Genomic DNA, 18,822 nt, shown 5'->3' with positions numbered 1-18,822 from the left:
ATCAAAGTAATAGCGGGTGAGTACCCAAATTACAACCACGGAAAATATCGGAGAGCCAAAAAAATAGCCTTAAAACCGCGTTTTTGGACACCCCACACTTAATCGTATCAGAAAACTTGTAAATTCAATTTTAAAAAAGGATTTTGACCTTGACGATTTCACGAATGCTATGCAAAGGATACCAGGCAGCAGAAGGGTAGGGGATGCGAAAAAAAAATAACTCACCAATTTTGAATAGTTTTTTACCTAAGTCCCTAAGATGGTAAATATAGGGGATAGAGATGGGAAGCCACCCGGAGAAAGCTTCCCGAATTAGTTATTTTCTCGATTTTAAAGGCGATTGATAAACACTCCGGGTTAATTTGGGGGGTATTATGCGGTTTTTATCTCAATCTGTCTGGGTTTGGCTGCCTCAGACTTTGGCAGATGCAGCCGTAATACACCGTTTTTCAGTTCAGCCTCAACTTTTTCAACATCAATGGTCTGGGGTACGGAAAAATTTCTTACATATTCAACATCTGAGAACTCTTCGTAGGTGACCGAACCGTTTACAGACAATTTTCTGAGACCGGATATCGATAAGGTGCCGTTGTCTATATCAACAGATATATCGTCTTTTACAACACCGGGCATGTCGGCATAGATAAGTATTTCGTCCTCATTTTCATAAATATCAACGGCAGGGGTTGCTTTATATAATTCCTTGGTTTTTTCAATATTTTTTTCTTCCTGTTTGACTATTTCCTGGCTCCTATCCATGGTAAACCTCCTTTGCATAAACTTTTCATTGACGATTTAGCTGATGCTGATTTTTTTGGGTTTCGCAGCCTCGTGCTTGGGAAGGGTAAGGTACAGCACACCGTCTTTTAATGTGGCCTCAACTTTGGTGGAATCAACATCTGCCGGTAGTGTAAAACTTCTGGAAAAACACCCGATACCCCTTTCCGTTCTATGGGTTTTATAATTCTCAGGTGCATCGGGTTTCCTTTGACCGCTGATCTCAAGATAGTTCCCCTGAATTTTTACATTCAAGTCGCCTTTTTCAAGTCCCGTCACTTCCGCCCTGATTTCAAAATTGTCACCATTTTCATAAAGATTGGTCCGGGGAGCAGTATGTTCGAATCCCCATCTGTAACCGGATGATTTTTCATAGTCGCCGTAAAGATTGTCCAGTCTTTTTTGAAGAAGGTTCATGGTCCCGAACAATCTGTCAAGATCACTGATTCTCGTAAACATAAGTATTCCTCCTTTAAATAGTTGTTATTTTAGAATATTGATGGAGCGTTCGGGCTGGTAGAATCGACGTCTTTATGAAAGTTTTAAGGTTTGTCGATCCTATCCTGATACCTTTGCTCCCACAAAATCATCTCTATTTTTTGTCATCTCTATTTTTTGCCTAATTTAATTCTGTTTTTTTTCATGTCAATATAATTTTTATTACTATATTTGATCATCTATTGATCAATTCAAATATGAATCTTGATATTGTTCAATTGAGGATTTTTATAAGGAGGTGATATTATGACGAAGGATTATTACCTTGTTTTTTATAAGAAAGTTATGAGTAGTGAGTAGTGAGATTTAAAACAAGCTGTTTTCTCAATACTCAATACTCACATCTTTCATTATTTGTTGTGTCCGTCAAGACATGACCGTTATAAAAAAGGCCGATTCACCTATTGGGTGCATCGGCCTTTTTTATACTAAGTCAAAAAAAACTGAATTAATCTTCTACCTGCTTAATAACAATCAGCAGATCTTTTGCATCAACCTGTGTTCCAACGGATGTGACAATTCGTTGAACAATACCGGAGACATCAGAGAGCACATTGGTTTGCATTTTCATTGCTTCAATGGTAGCAAGAACATCCCCTCGTTCGATCTCCTGGTTTTCAGTAACGCAAACGGCAGAGATCAGACCCGGCATTGGTGAACCAATTTCACCAAGAACAGCCGGGTTGGCCTTTTCCCTTGGTGCTCTTTCCGGCGCTTTCGAGCGGTCAGGTACTTTAACAATCCGGGATTGACCATTCAGTTCGAAAAAGACCTCTCTTTTTCCTTCTTCATCTGCCTTTCCCTTGGCCATGAGACGAACAATAAGGGTTTTTCCGGACGCGAGATCAACAGAAAGTTCTTCTTCCCGTTTCATTCCATAGAAAAAATTAAGCGTTGGAAGCACACTCACATTTCCATAGGTCCTGCGATGCTTGGTGTAATCAATGAATACATCCGGATACATTAAATAGGAAGCAAGTTCGCAGTCTGAAATTTTCCTTTCTGCCAGCTTTTCTACTTCCGCACGCGTTGAGTCCATGTCAACAGGCTCAAGCAGTTGTCCTGGACGAACTGTAATGGGTTCTTCACCTTTCAATATCTTTTTCTGCAACTCTTTGGGAAATCCTCCCGGAGGTTGTCCCATCATTCCTTTAAAGAAGCTAACGACGGATTCCGGGAACGACACTTCTTTTTCCGGATTCAAAACATCTTCTTTGGTCAGACCGCTGGTAATCATGGACAAAGCCATGTCGCCAACCACCTTGGAGCTTGGCGTGACTTTTACAATATCACCGAACATCTGATTTACATCTCTATACACCTTTGCCACTTCAGGCCATCTTTCTTCAATGCCCAGTGCCCTGGCCTGCTGGCGCAGATTGGTATATTGTCCGCCCGGCATTTCATGCAGATAAACTTCAGAGGTGCCGCTGTGAAATTCACTTTCAAAACCGACATACATCTGTCTTACTTTTTCCCAGTAGTTGGAAATAATTGCCAGGGATTCTGAATTCATGCCGGTATCACGCGGGGTATTTTTAAGTGCGGCCACGATGGAACCTAAATTGGGGTGCGAGGTCAACCCGCTCATGGCATCCATTGCCGCATCAATGGCATCAACGCCTGCGTCTGCTGCCGACAGCAGTGTTGCTGAGGCAATGCCGCTGGTATCATGGCTGTGAAGGTGAATGGGCAGACCAATTTCATTCTTTAAGGCTTCAATCAGCACCTTTGCCGCAGCCGGCTTTAACAATCCTGCCATATCCTTAATCGCCAAAATATGGGCACCGGCTTTTTCCAGCTCTTTTGCCATATCAACATAGTATTTCAGGCTATATTTGGTCCTTTTGGGATCCAGAATATCACCTGTATAACATATGGCGGCTTCACAAATTTTATTGTTTTCCAGAACCGAATCCATCGCCAATCTCATGTTTTCGACCCAGTTCAGGGAATCAAAAACACGGAAAAGGTCCATTCCGTTTTCAGCAGCCTGTTTGACAAAGTACTTGATAACGTTGTCCGGATAATTGGTATACCCCACACCATTGGAAGCTCTGAGCAGCATTTGTGTCAAAAGGTTCGGCATGGCCGCACGCAATCCCTGAAGCCGTTCCCATGGACACTCTTTGGAAAACCGCATGGCAACATCAAAGGTTGCGCCGCCCCAGCACTCTACTGAAAACAGGTCAGGCAAAAGCGCAGCATACGTTGGTGCAATGTTCACAAGATCAAAACTTCTCACCCTGGTGGCAAGAAGTGACTGATGGGCATCACGCATGCTCTTATCAGTAATCAGCAGTTTTTTCTGCGCTTTCATCCAGTTTGCAACGGCCTGCGGTCCTTCAGTGTCCAGCAATTGTTTGAGTCCCGGCTGGGCCTGCTTTGCAGAATATTTGGGTACGGTAGGCTGATGCACATGTAATGCCGGAACGGGTCTATTTTTGACGTCCTCATTTCCGTTAACAATAACTTCTCCAAGGAATGAAAGAAGTCTGGTTGCCCGGTCACGTCTTTTGGTAAAAGTGAAGAGCTCTTTGGTTTCATCAATGAACTTAGTGGTATATTCGGCATTTATGAACGTTGGATGATTAACCAGGCCTTGTAGAAACTGCAGGTTTGTGGCAACGCCCAGAATCCTGAATTCCGTCAGAGCCCGATTCATTTTCAAACGAGCTTCCTCGGCATTTGCGCCCCACGCGGTTACTTTTGTCAAAAGGGAATCAAAATATCGGGTAACGATTGCCCCGGAATAAGCGGTTCCGGCATCCAGACGAATGCCGAATCCTGCTGCTGTCCGATAGCCTGTAATTCTTCCGTAATCTGGAATAAAGTTATTTTCAGGATCTTCCGTGGTAATACGGCATTGAATGGCATGGCCGCTTAGTCTCACATTCTCCTGGGTAGGAATAAGGCTTTCAGGACTTCCGATCAGCATTCCCTGGGCAATTCTTAATTGCGCCTTGACAATGTCAATTCCGGTTACTTCCTCTGTTACCGTATGTTCTACCTGTATTCTTGGATTGACTTCCATGAAGTAGAACTTTTCTTTTTCCATATCCATCAGGAACTCAACGGTTCCGGCACTTTCATATCCTACTTTTTTGGCAATGGCCAGGGCTGCATTACACAATTCCTGGCGCTTTTCCTCTGAAAGAAACGTGGATGGCGCCCTTTCAACAACCTTTTGATTTCTTCTTTGAACAGAGCAGTCCCGTTCATATAGATGAATGATATTTCCTTGGGAGTCCCCCAAAATCTGGACCTCAAGGTGTCTGGCTCTTTTGACAAGTTTTTCAAAATAAACTTCATCACTTCCGAACGCAGCGCTGGATTCCTTGCGGGCGGCATCAACCTGGGTCAAAAGCTCCTTTGTGCTTTCCACAGCCCGCATGCCTCTGCCGCCACCGCCCCAGCTGGCTTTCAACATAATCGGATAGCCAATCTCTTCAGCGAGTTCAATGATTTTTTTATCATCATAAGGTAATGGACCACTTGCCGGAACAACAGGGGCTCCCGCCTCTATAGCCACCTTGCGGGCAGAAACCTTATTCCCCAGTTTGCGCATAACATCCGGAGACGGCCCGACAAATATAATGCCGGCTTCAGCACACGCCTCAGCAAATTCCGGCTTTTCTGCGAGAAATCCGTATCCGGGGTGGATGGCATCTACATTTTTTTCCTTGGCAAGCCGAACAATCCCTTCAATATCCAGATAGGCTTCAATAGGGCCTTTTCCTTCTCCGATCAAATAACTTTCACCGGTTTTAAACCGATGAAGTGCAAATCGGTCCTCCTGGGAGTAGATAGCAATAGTTTCCAGTCCAAGCTCATGTGCCGCACGTGTTACACGGATAGCTATCTCACTGCGGTTGGCAATCAAGAGACGCTTTATTTTTTTTCCCATAACATACATTTTACATATCCTTGTTTTAGATAATAACGCTCCTTCAATCTGTTTGCAGCATCGACAACAGATTCTTCAATCCCAAAATCGGTAAAAGTTCCTTCCACTGCCTTACTACGTCCGTTATGGCGTATTTTAAATCAATCAATGGTTTGGAGAACCGTCCCTAATTCTTTTTTTTCTATAAAATTCTATAAAAAAAATTAATAATTCCATGAAAAAATTAAAAATTTAATAAAATAGGAAACGCTTGTCAATCTATATTTTAGGAAACGCTTATCAATCTATTTTTTTTATTTTGACGCGTAATGACCTGTCAATAAAGGTTTGGGGTATCATTAATTGACGCGGAAAAGAATCAAAAAAGGCTTGGCTTAAAAGCTGTTTCCATTGATCCGGGCGTCATCTGAAAAGAGATAAGCGTGGGAATCCGCGACCAGGAGAGTACAACCGAATTATATCCAAGGATTTATCGATCTTGCCGGATAGCAAAAGAATCTGATATAAAATTGCGAATTGAAATTTAGTAGACAAAGGAACCTAAGTTGAACATACCCAAAAAGGCCATTCTCCAGAAGGGACAGGGCAGAACCCGAAAACTGGCAAAACTTGAATATATTTACGAGCGGGAATCCCGCTATTTTGCCCAGGTGGCGGAAAGCGTCAAAGATCTGGCTTTAAAAGAGATCCAGGATCTTGGTGGAAAAAATACACAACCGGTGTTTCGGGGCATCTGGTTTGAGGCGGATCAATCCACATTTTATAAAATAGTCTACCTTTCCCGCCTGGCGTCACGGATGCTTGTCCCCCTGGTCGAATTTCAATGCAAGGACAAGGATGACTTGTACAAGGGGGCCAGAACAATCCGATGGGAAGAGTTTTTAACACCCCAAAAAACCTTTTCCATTGCGTCCAACGTGTCCGAGTCACAGATCAACCATTCCAATTTTGCCGGATTGAGGGTCAAGGACGCCATTGCCGATTATTTCAGGGACAGGAGCAACCGCAGGCCTTCAGTAGATACCGAGTCGCCTTGGATCATGATCAATGTCCATATCCATAAAGATCGGGCCGCCATTTCCATTGACGCAGCTTCAGGGCCTTTGCACAAGCGGGGATACAGGGAAGCCAGGGTTTCTGCCCCCATGCAGGAAACCGTGGCCGCAGCCATTATTGCCTTAAGCGGATGGAATGGAGAAGAACCGTTGTTGGATCCCATGTGCGGATCCGGAACCCTTCTGTGCGAAGCCCTGATGCATTACAGCCGGATTCCGGCCCAGATTTTTCGTGAACAGTTCGGATTTGAGCGCCTGCCTGATTTTAATGTCCGGGAATGGGAAGCGGTTAAAGCCGCGGCAGACAAAGCCATCCGGCCACTTCCCAGGGGACTTATCCGGGGCAGCGATATTTCCGACCTTGCCGTTGAAGCCACAAGAACCAACCTGATGGGACTTCACTATGGTGCAGAGATTGACGTGGAGCTGGCAGATTTCAGACAGCTTAACCGGGTGGAAAACACGCTCATTGTAACCAATCCCCCTTACGGGATCCGAATGGGCAAGGACCAGAACATGAAATTGTTTTACAAAGACCTTGGCCAATTTTTAAAGGAACAGTGCAAAAGCTGTACTGCCTATGTCTATTTTGGCGACCCGGGCTTTATCAAACATCTGCCCTTGGCCCCTTCATGGAAAAAAAACCTGGAAATCGGGGGGTTGGATGGAAAGATAGTAAAATACCAGTTATACTGATTTTTAAAAAACAATTTTTGAAAGTGAAAATCACATGGACATGGATTAAGCCGCTCGGGAAAAGTCATGAAAACAGACGAAACAGCCGCTGATGGACCTTCCATAAAAATATATCATGAACTCATGGCCTATAAGGTGGCGGATATCCTTCTGGTATCCAGCCCCTATGATGCGTTTATTATGGAAGAAGAGGGCCGGCTTTCAAACCGGATTATCAATCAATATAAGGGGCTGAATCTGTCCAAACCCCCGAAACTGACCTTTGCCTTCTCAGTCACGGAAGCCTTTGAACAACTTCAAAGCAAACCTTTTGACCTGGTTCTTGCCATGCCCGGACTGGCCGGGATGGATGTATACACCTTTGGCAGACAGCTGAAGGAGCAATATTCACAGATCCCCTTTTGCCTGCTGTTTCATAACACCTGCGATATTAATCGGTATGCGGATGCAGAGCCTGAATCCGCTGTTTACCGGACCTATATATGGAGAGGAAAGGCCGACCTGCTGTTGGCCATCATAAAAAATTTTGAAGATGAAAAAAATGTGGCCTTTGACACACAAAATGCAAAGGTCAGGGTCATTATAATGGTAGAGGATTCCCCCTATCATTACTCTTCTTTACTGCCGGTCCTGTACAAACACATTGTCATCCAGACCCAGTCGGTCATGGAGGATTCCATTAATGAAGAGCAAAGGATTTTAAAAAGGAGGGGCCGGCCCAAAATCCTTGTGGCCCACGACTATGACCAGGCCATGACCCTGTTTGAGCTTTACAAACCCTATGTGCTCAGCGTTTTCACGGATATGCGCTACGTCATGAACGGCCAGGAAGATCCTTATGCCGGCTGCAAACTTTTAACCCGGATCAAATCTGAAATCCCGAATCTGCCCGTCCTGATCCTGAGTACTGAGGAAAAAAATCGGGACATTGCAGCAACCATACCCGCCGAGTTTATCAATAAAAATTCAAATAACCTCCATGACCAGATCAAAAGCTTTTTTGTCACACATCTGGGATTCGGGGCCTTTGTGTTCCGTATGCCGGACAGCAGTGAAATCGCCCGGGCTTCCAATTTAAGAGAGGTCGAAAAGCTGCTGCCGGATCTCCCCGATGCATCCATGCTTCATCATGCCAGGCACAATGATTTTTCCAGATGGCTGCTTGCCCGCAACGAAGTTGATTTTGCCCTAAGCCTTAAACCCTACACCATTGACGATTTTACCGACGCATCAGAAATTAAGCGGTTTCTCATAGAGCGCATCCGTGCCCGCCGGAAAGACTCCCGCCAGGGGCTTGTCATTGAATTTGACCCTGAAAAATTTGACTCGGACACGGATTTCATGAAAATAGGAACAGGATCCTTGGGCGGCAAGGCAAGAGGACTTGCGTTCATGTCCCATCAACTGGGCATAGACCTCTCTTTGAGCCAAAAATTCCCGGAAATTGACATTACCATCCCCCAGACATTTGTCATTGCCACGGACGGATTCAATATGTTTGTGGAGGAAAACAAGCTCTTCCGGCTTATAGAACAGGACAAAATCCCGGATGACGCCCAAGTGATAGAACACTTTCTTAAAGCAGAACTGCCCCGCCCGCTGAAAATGAGATTAAAGGCCTATATTCAAAATGTACATTACCCCATTGCCGTCAGATCTTCGTCCCTGTTTGAGGACGCTCATTACCAGCCCTATGCCGGACTTTATAAAACCTATATGCTGCCGAATACCGATACAAGCACTGAAAAACGCCTTGAGCGACTGATCACGGCCGTAAAGCTGGTATATGCCTCAACATATCTGAAAGCCCCGAGATCCTATACCCAGTCCACCATGCACAGAACCCAGGACGAAGAGATGGCCGTGGTGCTTCAGCAAATCACCGGTACCCGGCACAAAAACTATTTTTACCCGTCTATCTCAGGGGTTGCCCTCTCCTATAATTTCTATCCCATTGCCCATCTCAAAGCCGAAGACGGCATTTCTTACATTGCGCTGGGGCTTGGAAAAATTGTTATGGACGGCGGGAAAACCCTTCGGCTCTGCCCGAAGTATCCACAATTTCTGCCCCAGTTTTCCATGATTGATGATATTCTGGAAAACTCACAAAAATATTTTTACGCCCTGAAAATGGATGAATTCCCGACCCATGAAAAATTTTTCGGCATTGGTGAAGATCCCTGTCTGACCAAACTATACATTGCCGATGCCAAGGACCATCCGGCCGTCCGGATGCTTTGCTCCTCCTTTAATATGCAGGATAACCGCATCCGGGACCACTTTTCAGACAAAGAATTTCCTGTACTCACTTTTGCTAATATCCTGAAATACAACGCCTTTCCCCTGGCAGAAATCCTGTCCGAAGTCACTGCTTTAGGCGTCCGTTGGATGGGCACATCCGTTGAAGTGGAGTTTGCCGTGGACCTTCCCGTTGAAGGTGTCCGGTCAAGGCCGCGCTTCTCCCTGCTCCAGATCCGGCCCATGTGCGAATATAAGCAAAAACTTGGGGTAACAATTACGGAAAAAGAGATTAAAAATGCATTGTGCCATTCCACCCATTCCCTTGGCAATGGGGAATATAAGGATATCCGGGATATCGTGTATGTGGATCCCAAAACCTTTGAAGCGAATAAAACGCCTCTGATGGCAGAGGAAATTAATAAAATCAATGCCATGTTCAATGATACCGGAACAAAATATGTACTCATCGGACCAGGACGCTGGGGGTCTTCGGACCGGTGGCTGGGCATTCCCGTGGCATGGAACGATATTTCCAACGTGGGGGTCATGGTAGAGACCACCATTGAAAGCATCAGAGCGGATTTTTCCCAGGGATCCCATTTTTTTCAGAATATCACCGCCCTTGGCATTTCCTATATAACCGTAGAGGACAAGTGCAACGATTTTATTGATTATGATTTTCTCTATAGCCTGGAACCTGCCACTGCCACCCGGTATCTGAAGCATATCCGGTTTGACAGGTCCCTAAAAATCCTGGTGGACGGCACCACATCCCAGGCTGTAATCATGCAGGACCTTGGCGAATCCGAAACCGATATCATGGATGATATTCCAGTAATAAACGCCAACGTTGGGGTAAACTTACCATAAGAACGGATAGATGAAAATTCTCATCGTAGATGACGAAGAGATGTCCAGAAATATTCTGCTCGCAAAAATGACACATATGGGTACTTGCGTAGCTGTGGATAGCTCTAAAAAGGCTCTGGAAGAACTTGACAAGGCAAAGGCGGAAAAACACCCATTTGATATCATAACCCTTGATGTATCCATGCCCGGCATGGGTGGCCAGGAACTTCTTGAACATATTCGAAAAAAAGAGCTTCAGGACAAAATTTCCAAAAAAGACCGGGTAAAAATTCTAATGATAACCGCCCGAATGAACATGGGAACAATAAATGCCTGCATCAAACGCGGGTGCAACGGGTACCTCACAAAACCGGTCAGCCATGTCCAGTTGATCCAAATTTTGTCCCAGCTGGGCTTTGAGCCTGCCACCGCAGAAAAAACCGCCAAAGAAGGCATGTTCCACAGCGCCGGGGTGGCCGAAATTATCAAACGGTTTTATTCGGGAAAAATCATACTGCCGGTGTTCCCGAGCATTGTTAAGGAAATTGAGGAACTGCTGGCCGGCAAAGACCCCTCTGTTGATGAGCTGGCAAAAATTGTGGAAAAGGATCTGGTAATATCAGGAAAACTTATCACCATTGCCAACTCTTCCCTTTACAAAGGTCTGGACGATGTAAACAGCCTTAACGGTGCACTGGTGAGGCTTGGCCTTCAACATACCCTGGGCGTATGTTCGGCCCTTGCAACAAAAAACCTTTTTGATTCAGAAAATGAAGCACTTAAAACCGAAATGGACAAATTATGGGTTCACTCCTTTGCTGTGGCCACCCTGGCAAGACGCCTGGCCGAGGAAAAAGGACTTGATAACCTGGAAACCGTTTTCCTGATGGGCCTGGTCCATGATATCGGCAAAATGCTTTTGATGAAGGTCTTTGTGGACATGTATCCGGACCTCTGTATCAGTGATGAGGATCTGCAGTTTGTCATTCACGAAATTCACACGACCTTCGGCGGGGTTCTGCTTAAAAAAATGAACTTTTCCAAACAGATTATAAAAATAGCCGAAATTCATCACTGGGAGCAGTTTGAAGAGGATACAGACAAGGAATTGCTTGCAGTCAGCCTTGCCGATTCCCTGTCCGAAAAACTGGGGTTTGGCTTTTTTTCAAAGCAGGATAAAAACAATACCCTTAAACTTGAAGAAGGCGATCTTGCCCTGGAAACCGGCGATGAATTTGAACTGGACCACGATGAAATCATAGAAAAACTATCCGGCCTGTCAGCCCTGAAGGTTCTGGGCCTGGATCCTGAAAAAGTTTTTTCAATCATCAAGCAGATTCATCCCATGATTAAGAAGACCTGCCGTGCGTTCTGATGGATGGATATAAAAAAACCCAGCCACCGAAATGTGTTTCAGCGGCCGGGCTTAAGAATGTCAGATGATAAGCTAATTAGGCGTTATCAACGATTTTGTTCAAAGTTGCGGAAGGTCTCATGGCAGCAGAGGTTTTATCGAAATCAATGTGGTAGTAACCACCGATATCAACAGGTTTACCCTGTGAAGCCAGCAGCTCATCGGCAATTTTCTTCTCGTTTTCGTGCATTGCGTTAGCAACTTTTTCAAATCTTGCTTTCAAAGCTTTATCGTCGTTCTGGGCGGCAAGTGCCTCTGCCCAGTACATTGCCAGGTAGAAATGGCTGCCTCTGTTGTCAATTTCTTTGACTTTACGAGAGGGGTTTTTTCCTTCAGCCAAGAACTTGGTATTGGCTTCGCCCAGAGTCTTGGCATACAGTTTGGCAGCGGCGTTGCCTTTGTTGCCAATGTATTCAATGGATTCAGCCAATGCCAGGAATTCACCCAGAGAATCCCATCTTAAATGGCCTTCTTCCAGGAACTGCTGGACGTGTTTCGGAGCAGATCCGCCGGCGCCGGTTTCAAAAAGGCCGCCACCTGCCATCAAGGGAACGATGGAAAGCAGTTTGGCACTGGTACCAAGTTCAAGAATAGGGAACAGGTCAGTCAGATAATCCCTTAAAACGTTACCGGTCGCACCAATGGTATCCAGTGTTTTTCTTACACGACCGCAGGAATAGGTGCATGCTTCAGCCGGTGCCATGACCTTGATTTCCAGACCGGATGTATCATGGTTGGGCAGGTATTTATCAACCTTTTTGATCAGTTCGGCATCGTGAGCTCTGTTTTTATCCAGCCAGAAAACAACAGGATAACCGGTCAGTTTGCCACGGTTAATGGCCAGTTTGATCCAGTCTTGAACCGGAGCATCTTTTACCTGGCACATTCTGAAAACATCGCCTTCTTCAACAGCGATCTGAAGCAGAACTTTACCTGAATCATCGATAGCTTTAACGGTTCCGGCGGCCTTCATTTCAAATGTTTTGTCATGTGAACCGTATTCTTCGGCTTTCTGTGCCATCAAACCAACGTTCTGTACGGTACCCATGGTTGGAGGATTGAAAGCGCCGTTTTTCTTGCAGTCTTCAATGGCTGCCTGGAAAACACCGGCATATGCTCTGTCAGGAATCAGGGCTTTGGTATCATAAGCCTTTCCATCGGCTCCCCACATTTTACCTGAATTACGGATCATTGCGGGCATGGAAGCATCAATGATCACGTCACTGGAAACGTGCAGGTTGGTGATTCCCTTGTCGGAATTAACCATGGCCAGAGGCGGTCTTTTTGCATAGCAGGCCTGGATATCTGCTTCAATTTCTGCTTTTTTGGCAGCAGGTAACGTCGCAAGTTTAGCGTAAAGATCGCCAAGACCCATGTTGGGATTGACGCCAAGCTCTTTGAAAATGCCTTCATGTTTGTCAAAAACTTCCTGGAAGTAAACATAAACAACATGACCAAAGAAGATCGGATCGGACACTTTCATCATGGTTGCTTTAAGATGGGCTGACAGCAGAATACCCTGCTTTTTGCAATCCTCGATCTCTTTGGCAAGATATGCACGAAGCGCTTTTTTGCTCATCACGCAGGCATCAATAATTTCACCGGCCTGCAGGGCAAGTTTTTCTTTGAGAACAGTGGTTGATCCGTCTGCACCAGCCAGTTCGATCTTAATGGTACATGCTTTTTCAATAGTTGTTGCAATTTCACTTCCGTAATAGTCGCCTTGGGTCATGGAAGCAACGTGGGTTTTGGAGTCGGGAGACCAGGCACCCATGGAGTGGGGATTTTTCTTGGCAAATTCTTTAACCGCTACAGCAGCTCTACGATCGGAGTTGCCTTCCCTCAATACGGGGTTAACGGCAGAGCCCAGGTTCTTGGAATATTGGGCTTTGATGGCTTCTTCTTCAGCATTTTTGGGTTCATCAGGATAATCGGGAACATCATATCCGGCAGCCTGTAACTCTTTGATAGCGCCTTTCAATTGAGGAACAGAAGCACTGATATTCGGAAGTTTGATAATATTTCCGTCAGGGGTTTTGGCAAGCTGGCCCAAAAATGCCAGATCATCAGACACTTTCTGATCGTCTTTCAGGCGGTCAGACCAGTTAGCTAAGACTCTGCCCGCCAGAGAGATATCTCTTAATTCGACTTCAATCCCGGATCCTTTAAGGTAAGAGTTAACAATGGGAAGCAAAGAATGCGTTGCTAATAAGGGTGCTTCATCGGTTCTTGTCCATCTAATTGTTTCAGTCATGTTTATTCCTCTGTTGAAGTTTAGGTTTAAAACATCTAACACGATTATGTTAAGATAAAAGCCCGATCAAATAATCCATTTTGAACTTAAGGCCTTTCATCTTGCAAACACATACGGCGAATTCACAGGCCATGAGCAGTTGACCCATAACATACAAACAATACTAAGGTTTCAACGGTATGAATCAATCTGTTCTTAAATCACAAAGAACAAATCAGAACTTTAATAGCATTCAACAAGGTGCAAATCAAGACTGTTATAGAAATTACTTCAAAATTTTGTATACAACAAAAATTTAGCATGTTAAGGGACTACAGAACCCTATCAGTGTTGATTTAACCCCTCTCTTTAGTTTATTATTTTTCGGTGGTGAATGTGATACCCAAATATCGTTGACTTAAATTTTTTTATGATGCACATCTCCTAACTTGTTTGGACATAATAATAAAGAAGGAAGGTGAAAAAATGAAAATAGTTGTTCTTGATGGATATACACTAAACCCGGGCGACCTCAACTGGGAAAAATTTTCGGAAATTGGAGAGCTCAAGGTTTACGACAGGACAAGTCCGCAAGATATTTTGGAACGAACAACTGACGCCAATATTGTGTTGACAAATAAAACCGTGCTGACGGCTGAAAACATTGCGGCAATGAACAAGGTTGAGTATATCGGGGTTTTAGCAACAGGGGTCAATGTCGTCGACCTTGAATATACAAAAAAAACAGGGATTACTGTTACCAACGTTCCCGGCTATTCCGGCTCTTCGTCAGCGCAAATGGTTTTTGCCCTGATTCTGGAACTGACAAACAGGGTTGGACACCACAGTCAGACGGTAACGGACGGAAAATGGTCGGCATCTAAGGATTTTTGCTATTGGGATTATCCTTTGGTAGAATTGGAAGGCATTACCTTAGGCATTGTCGGTTATGGCGGTATCGGCAAAGCCGTGGCACGGATCGGATTGGCTTTCGGGATGAACATTCTGATCTACAACCGCTCTGTTCCCCCTGATCTTCCTGATGGAATCACCTATTCGGATCTGGACAACCTGATCCACAGCAGTGATATCATATCTTTGCATTGTCCGCTCACGCCGCAGACAAAAGGAATGATAAACAAAGAGTCCCTGGCTCAAATGAAAAAAACGGCCTATTTGATCAACACCTCCCGGGGGCCCCTGATTGTTGAAAACGATTTGGCAGATTTTTTAAATGAAGGTCGTATTGCCGGAGCTGCGATGGATGTCCTGGATGTAGAACCGCCGGACAAGAATTGCCCGTTGCTGACAGCTAAAAACTGTTACATTACGCCCCATATTGCCTGGGCAACGATTGCATCAAGGGAACGGCTGATGTCTATAGCCGTTGAAAATATAAAAAGCTATCTGGCAGGAAATCCTCAAAACGTGGTACCCAGAAAATAAAAGGGGTTCATTTGATCAACTTTAATTGAGAAAAAAGAAGAAATCCAACTTTTTCGGAAGAAATAAATTCAGCAGGTTTTGCGCGCAATTTATTTCTTCCGAGTCCCCCCTAACACATCCCTGCGTTTCTGTCTGTGAAAAATAATAGAGTTCTCCTTATCTTTTATCAACACCTGTCCAACATGTTCAAAACGATGTTAATAAAATATCGACAACCATAGTATCATGTTAAAAACCGACAAATATTGTGTTTATAAATATGTTTAAAACAAATAAAAAGAGGCTTTACATCATGATCTTAAAGCGGTTCAAAAAAAACTGTCTGATTGTTGAAAACCGGTTCAAAACCAGTCGAAAATATGTCGAGGTGCCTGAATCAGGATAGTGCCATGGCAGATTATTTTTTTTTAAATTGATTTCATGTTGACAGAATACATATTTGTGAGTAAGTATCACTTACCTTCTTTCCTTCACGTAACATTTTTACACCAGACAGGCTGTTTTATATGACCGGTAAAGAAAAACCAGATCCCCCCGGGCGCATAAAAATCATGGCATCCTTTTCCAGGCTGATGCAGGAAAAAGATTTCCACTCCATTACCACGGCCCAGATTGCCAAAAATGCCGATGTCACCGAAGGACTGATTTACAAATATTTTAAAAATAAAAAAGACCTGCTCTACCAGGTGCTTAATGGCCATTTCCAGGAATTCCATGAAAAAATAAAAATCCGGATGACCCAGGCCACATCCAGTATTGCAAAACTCGACCTTATTATTCTTGCCAGCCTTGAAGAGTATTTGGAGAACCGCCTGCTGTCCAAAATTCTGCTGCTTGAAGTCAGAAATTCCCAGGCATTTTTCAATTCAGGCGCCTATGAAATGGTTACTGTATATGCCCGAACCATTCTTAAAATTATCCGGGAAGGTATTGCCTCAGGGGAAATCGCTGCCGATACGGACCCCTATCTTTTACGAAAAGTTATTATAGGGGCCATTGAACATGCCTGTCTGGGGGAGGTTATTTTCGGAAAACCCCTGGACATAAAAAAAACTGCTGCCGGTATTTCAGACATCATTTTCAACGGAGTGAAACCATGAGCCAACTCAAAGAGATCGCGGCCACCATCAGCAATTACATCAAAAGCGGGATCGAAAACCTCAACGAGGACCGGACAAAAAATATTTTCAAAAAACTGGGAATTGCCGTGGTGCCGGAAATACGACTGGAATCCATTGAAAATATCGATGGCGCTGCCCAAACCGTCGGCTACCCTGTTGTGCTCAAGGGTATTGCAAAACAGATCCTGCATAAAACCGAAGCCGGAATGGTGGAAGTGGGCATCACCAATGAGGTGCATCTGAAGAAAGCAGCTCAAAGGATGAAATCCCGGGCCGGCGAAAGTTTTGAAGCCTTCCTGGTCCAGCCCCAGCTCCAGGGTCGAAGGGAATTTACCGCAGGCATATTTAAAGACCCCCATTTTGGCCCGGTGATCATGTTCGGGGTTGGGGGTGTGCTCACCGAAGCCTTGAAGGACATGGTTTTGCGGCTTGCCCCATTGTCCGATGCAGACCTTGATGACATGCTGGATAACTTGAAAGCCAATGCCCTGCTGGGATCATTCAGGGGGGAGGCGGCTGTAAACCGCCCGGAACTTAAATCTGTGCTCAGAGGCCTGTCTGACCTGGCCATGGCCTGTCCAGGCATCCGGGAAATTGATATCAATCCTTTAATTATCAGTCCGGACGGGTCACCCGTGGCAGTTGACGGGCTGATGATTCTTGAAAAAACCGAAAGCTGTGACGCCTGTGTGCATCGAAAAATCAATTTCAAGGCATTATACAGCACCTTTTATCCCAAAACCATTGCCTTTGTGGGCGCTTCTGCACTCCCCGGAAAATGGGGTCATCTGCTGCCCACAAATGCCTATGCCGGGGGGTTCAAAGGCGAAATTTTCCTGATTAATCCCAAGGGCGGCAAGATTATGGGCCGGCATGTATACAAAACCATTGGTGACATAGAAGGCGATGTGGATCTGGCCGTGGTAACCGTACCTGCCGCCCGGGTAATGGACCTGATTCCTCTCCTTGAAAAAAAACATGTCAAAGGCATGGTGCTGATCACCAGCGGATTCAGGGAAGTCGGGGACCAGGGCAGACAACTTGAGGATGAGATCATGGCCGCAGCCCGAAAGGCCGGTATTCTGGTGATCGGCCCAAATACCATGGGCCTGTGCAATCCCCATGCATCTCTTTACGTTTCCGGTGCCAATGCCCTTCCTCTTCCCGGCTCCACCGCCCTTGTGTCCCAGTCGGGCAATCTTGGCACCCAGCTTCTGGCCTTTGCCGAGCAACAGGGCATCGGTATCCGGGTATTTGTAGGCTCAGGCAATGAAGCCATGATCACAATTGAAGATTATATGCAGGCCCTTGAACCTGATGAGCTCACCCGCACCGTAGTGCTGTATATCGAAAGCGTGAAAGACGGGCGCCGGTTTTTTGAATCTGCTGCCCAACTGTCAAAAAACAAACCCGTGGTGGTGCTCAAGGGCGGAAGAACCCAGGTGGGGGAAAGGGCAGCCTCCACTCATACCGGGGCCATGGCCTCGGATGCAGGGGTGTTTAATGCGGCCTGCACCCAGGCCGGAATCATCCAGGTGGAGCAACCCATGGAACTTTTGGATATGTCTACCGTATTTTCATCCCTGCCCATGCCCAAGGGGGGACGTGTCGCCATCATGACCCTGGGGGGCGGATGGGGTGTGGTTACCACAGACCTTTGCTCAGAATACGGGCTTGAGGTGCCAAAACTGTCCAGAGAAATCATTGAACGGCTTAACAAGAGCCTGCCGTCTTTCTGGAGCCATGGCAACCCCGTGGATATTGTGGGCGAAAGAGACCCTGAAATACCCATGATCTGCCTGGAGGAACTTTTAAAATGGGATGGGTGTGATGCGGTCATTCACCTGGGCATCCACGGCAGACGCATCCTGTTTAATGCCATGGCAAAAGCTGTACTGAAAACAGATCCCGGCATAACAAGAGAAACAGCAGACATATTTATGGCAGGCTATATCAAGGAAGAGGAGGACTATACTCGATATATTGTTGAAATGACAAATAAATACAACAAACCAGTCATCGGCGTCAGTCTTTTAACCGATGAACGGAGCCGCACCCTTTACCCTTATGACGATCTGGACTATAAAGGGGTATTTTTTCCTTCACCGGAACGTGCTGTCAAGGCGCTGGCCGGAATGGTCCGGTACAGAAATTGGCTTGATTCGACAAAAAATTAGTATACAAACCGAAAAATCAGGAGAAACTCATGAGCAAAAAAATTACCACTTCCAGCCTGATGAAGATGAAACAGGAGGGCAAAAAAATTACCGCCCTCACCGCCTATGACTATCCCTCTGCCGCCATGGTGGATCGTGCCGGAATTGACGTCATTCTTGTGGGCGATTCCGTTGGCATGGCGGTTCAGGGTTGGGACACCACCCTGCCCGTGACCATGGATGAAATGATATATCATACCAAACTTGTGACCCGGGCCTGCACAAGAGCCCTGGTTGTGGGTGACATGCCCTTCATGTCCTACCAGAGCAGCATGGAAAAGGCCGTTGAAAACGCCGGCCGGTTTTTAAAGGAAGCCGGTGCCACAGCTGTAAAACTTGAAGGCGGTGCTGCTGTCTGTCCTGCCATTT

At 45.5% G+C, this 18,822-nt stretch carries 11 protein-coding genes; 7 read left to right on the top strand and 4 right to left on the bottom strand.

Going from position 1 to position 18,822, the window contains the following annotated elements; translation table 11 throughout:
• Positions 1–372 precede the first annotated feature (372 nt).
• The 3 genes from B3D59_RS11550 to B3D59_RS11540 all read right to left on the bottom strand — a co-directional run bounded on the left by B3D59_RS11550 (position 373) and on the right by B3D59_RS11540 (position 5,191).
• The gene (locus B3D59_RS11550; protein WP_286819892.1) at positions 373–759 is read right to left on the bottom strand and encodes an Hsp20/alpha crystallin family protein; all 387 of its coding nucleotides are present in this window, start codon (positions 757–759) and stop codon (positions 373–375) included.
• Between the two features lie 36 nt (positions 760–795).
• A complete protein-coding gene (locus tag B3D59_RS11545; RefSeq protein WP_286819891.1) occupies positions 796–1,236 on the bottom strand; it encodes an Hsp20/alpha crystallin family protein in 441 nt (146 codons plus the stop codon).
• A gap of 487 nt (positions 1,237–1,723) precedes the next feature.
• Positions 1,724–5,191, bottom strand: coding sequence for a pyruvate carboxylase (locus B3D59_RS11540; RefSeq protein ID WP_286819890.1), 3,468 nt, complete (start codon positions 5,189–5,191; stop codon positions 1,724–1,726).
• A 536-nt stretch (positions 5,192–5,727) separates the two neighbouring features.
• On the opposite strand from B3D59_RS11540, the gene B3D59_RS11535 reads away from it, so the two are divergent.
• The 3 genes from B3D59_RS11535 (at position 5,728) to B3D59_RS11525 (ending at position 11,398) form a co-directional block, all read left to right on the top strand.
• Positions 5,728–6,933, top strand: coding sequence for a THUMP domain-containing class I SAM-dependent RNA methyltransferase (locus B3D59_RS11535; RefSeq protein WP_286819889.1), 1,206 nt, complete (start codon positions 5,728–5,730; stop codon positions 6,931–6,933).
• A 66-nt stretch (positions 6,934–6,999) separates the two neighbouring features.
• A complete protein-coding gene (locus B3D59_RS11530; RefSeq protein WP_286819888.1) occupies positions 7,000–10,044 on the top strand; it encodes a PEP/pyruvate-binding domain-containing protein in 3,045 nt (1,014 codons plus the stop codon).
• A 10-nt stretch (positions 10,045–10,054) separates the two neighbouring features.
• A complete protein-coding gene (locus tag B3D59_RS11525) occupies positions 10,055–11,398 on the top strand; it encodes an HDOD domain-containing protein (protein WP_286819887.1) in 1,344 nt (447 codons plus the stop codon).
• 76 nt (positions 11,399–11,474) lie between these two features.
• Here B3D59_RS11525 and B3D59_RS11520 read toward each other — a convergent pair whose 3' ends face one another.
• Positions 11,475–13,697 carry an NADP-dependent isocitrate dehydrogenase gene (locus B3D59_RS11520; RefSeq protein ID WP_414646535.1) on the bottom strand — a complete coding sequence of 741 codons (2,223 nt, stop codon included), beginning with the start codon at positions 13,695–13,697 and terminating at the stop codon, positions 11,475–11,477.
• A gap of 459 nt (positions 13,698–14,156) precedes the next feature.
• Between B3D59_RS11520 and B3D59_RS11515 the strand changes: the two genes are divergently transcribed.
• From B3D59_RS11515 to B3D59_RS11500, 4 genes are all read left to right on the top strand, one after another.
• Positions 14,157–15,116: a D-2-hydroxyacid dehydrogenase gene (locus tag B3D59_RS11515; protein WP_286819885.1), complete on the top strand. Its 960-nt coding sequence runs from the start codon at positions 14,157–14,159 to the stop codon at positions 15,114–15,116.
• Between the two features lie 506 nt (positions 15,117–15,622).
• Positions 15,623–16,216 (top strand): TetR/AcrR family transcriptional regulator, encoded by a 594-nt coding sequence (locus tag B3D59_RS11510; RefSeq protein ID WP_286819884.1) that lies wholly within the window; start codon positions 15,623–15,625, stop codon positions 16,214–16,216.
• Entirely contained in the window at positions 16,213–18,414 is a 2,202-nt protein-coding gene (locus tag B3D59_RS11505) for an acetate--CoA ligase family protein (protein WP_286819883.1), read from the top strand. Before B3D59_RS11510 ends, B3D59_RS11505 begins: the two co-directional genes overlap by 4 nt.
• A 29-nt stretch (positions 18,415–18,443) precedes the next feature.
• Positions 18,444–18,822, top strand: a 379-nt coding sequence (locus B3D59_RS11500; protein ID WP_286819881.1) for a 3-methyl-2-oxobutanoate hydroxymethyltransferase, incomplete at its 3' end; no start/stop codon positions are given.

The sequence above is a fragment of the Desulfobacter sp. UBA2225 genome (assembly GCF_002348205.1).
GTDB classification, from domain to species: Bacteria; Desulfobacterota; Desulfobacteria; order Desulfobacterales; family Desulfobacteraceae; genus Desulfobacter; species Desulfobacter postgatei.
This window is presented reverse-complemented; position numbering and strand designations above follow the sequence as displayed.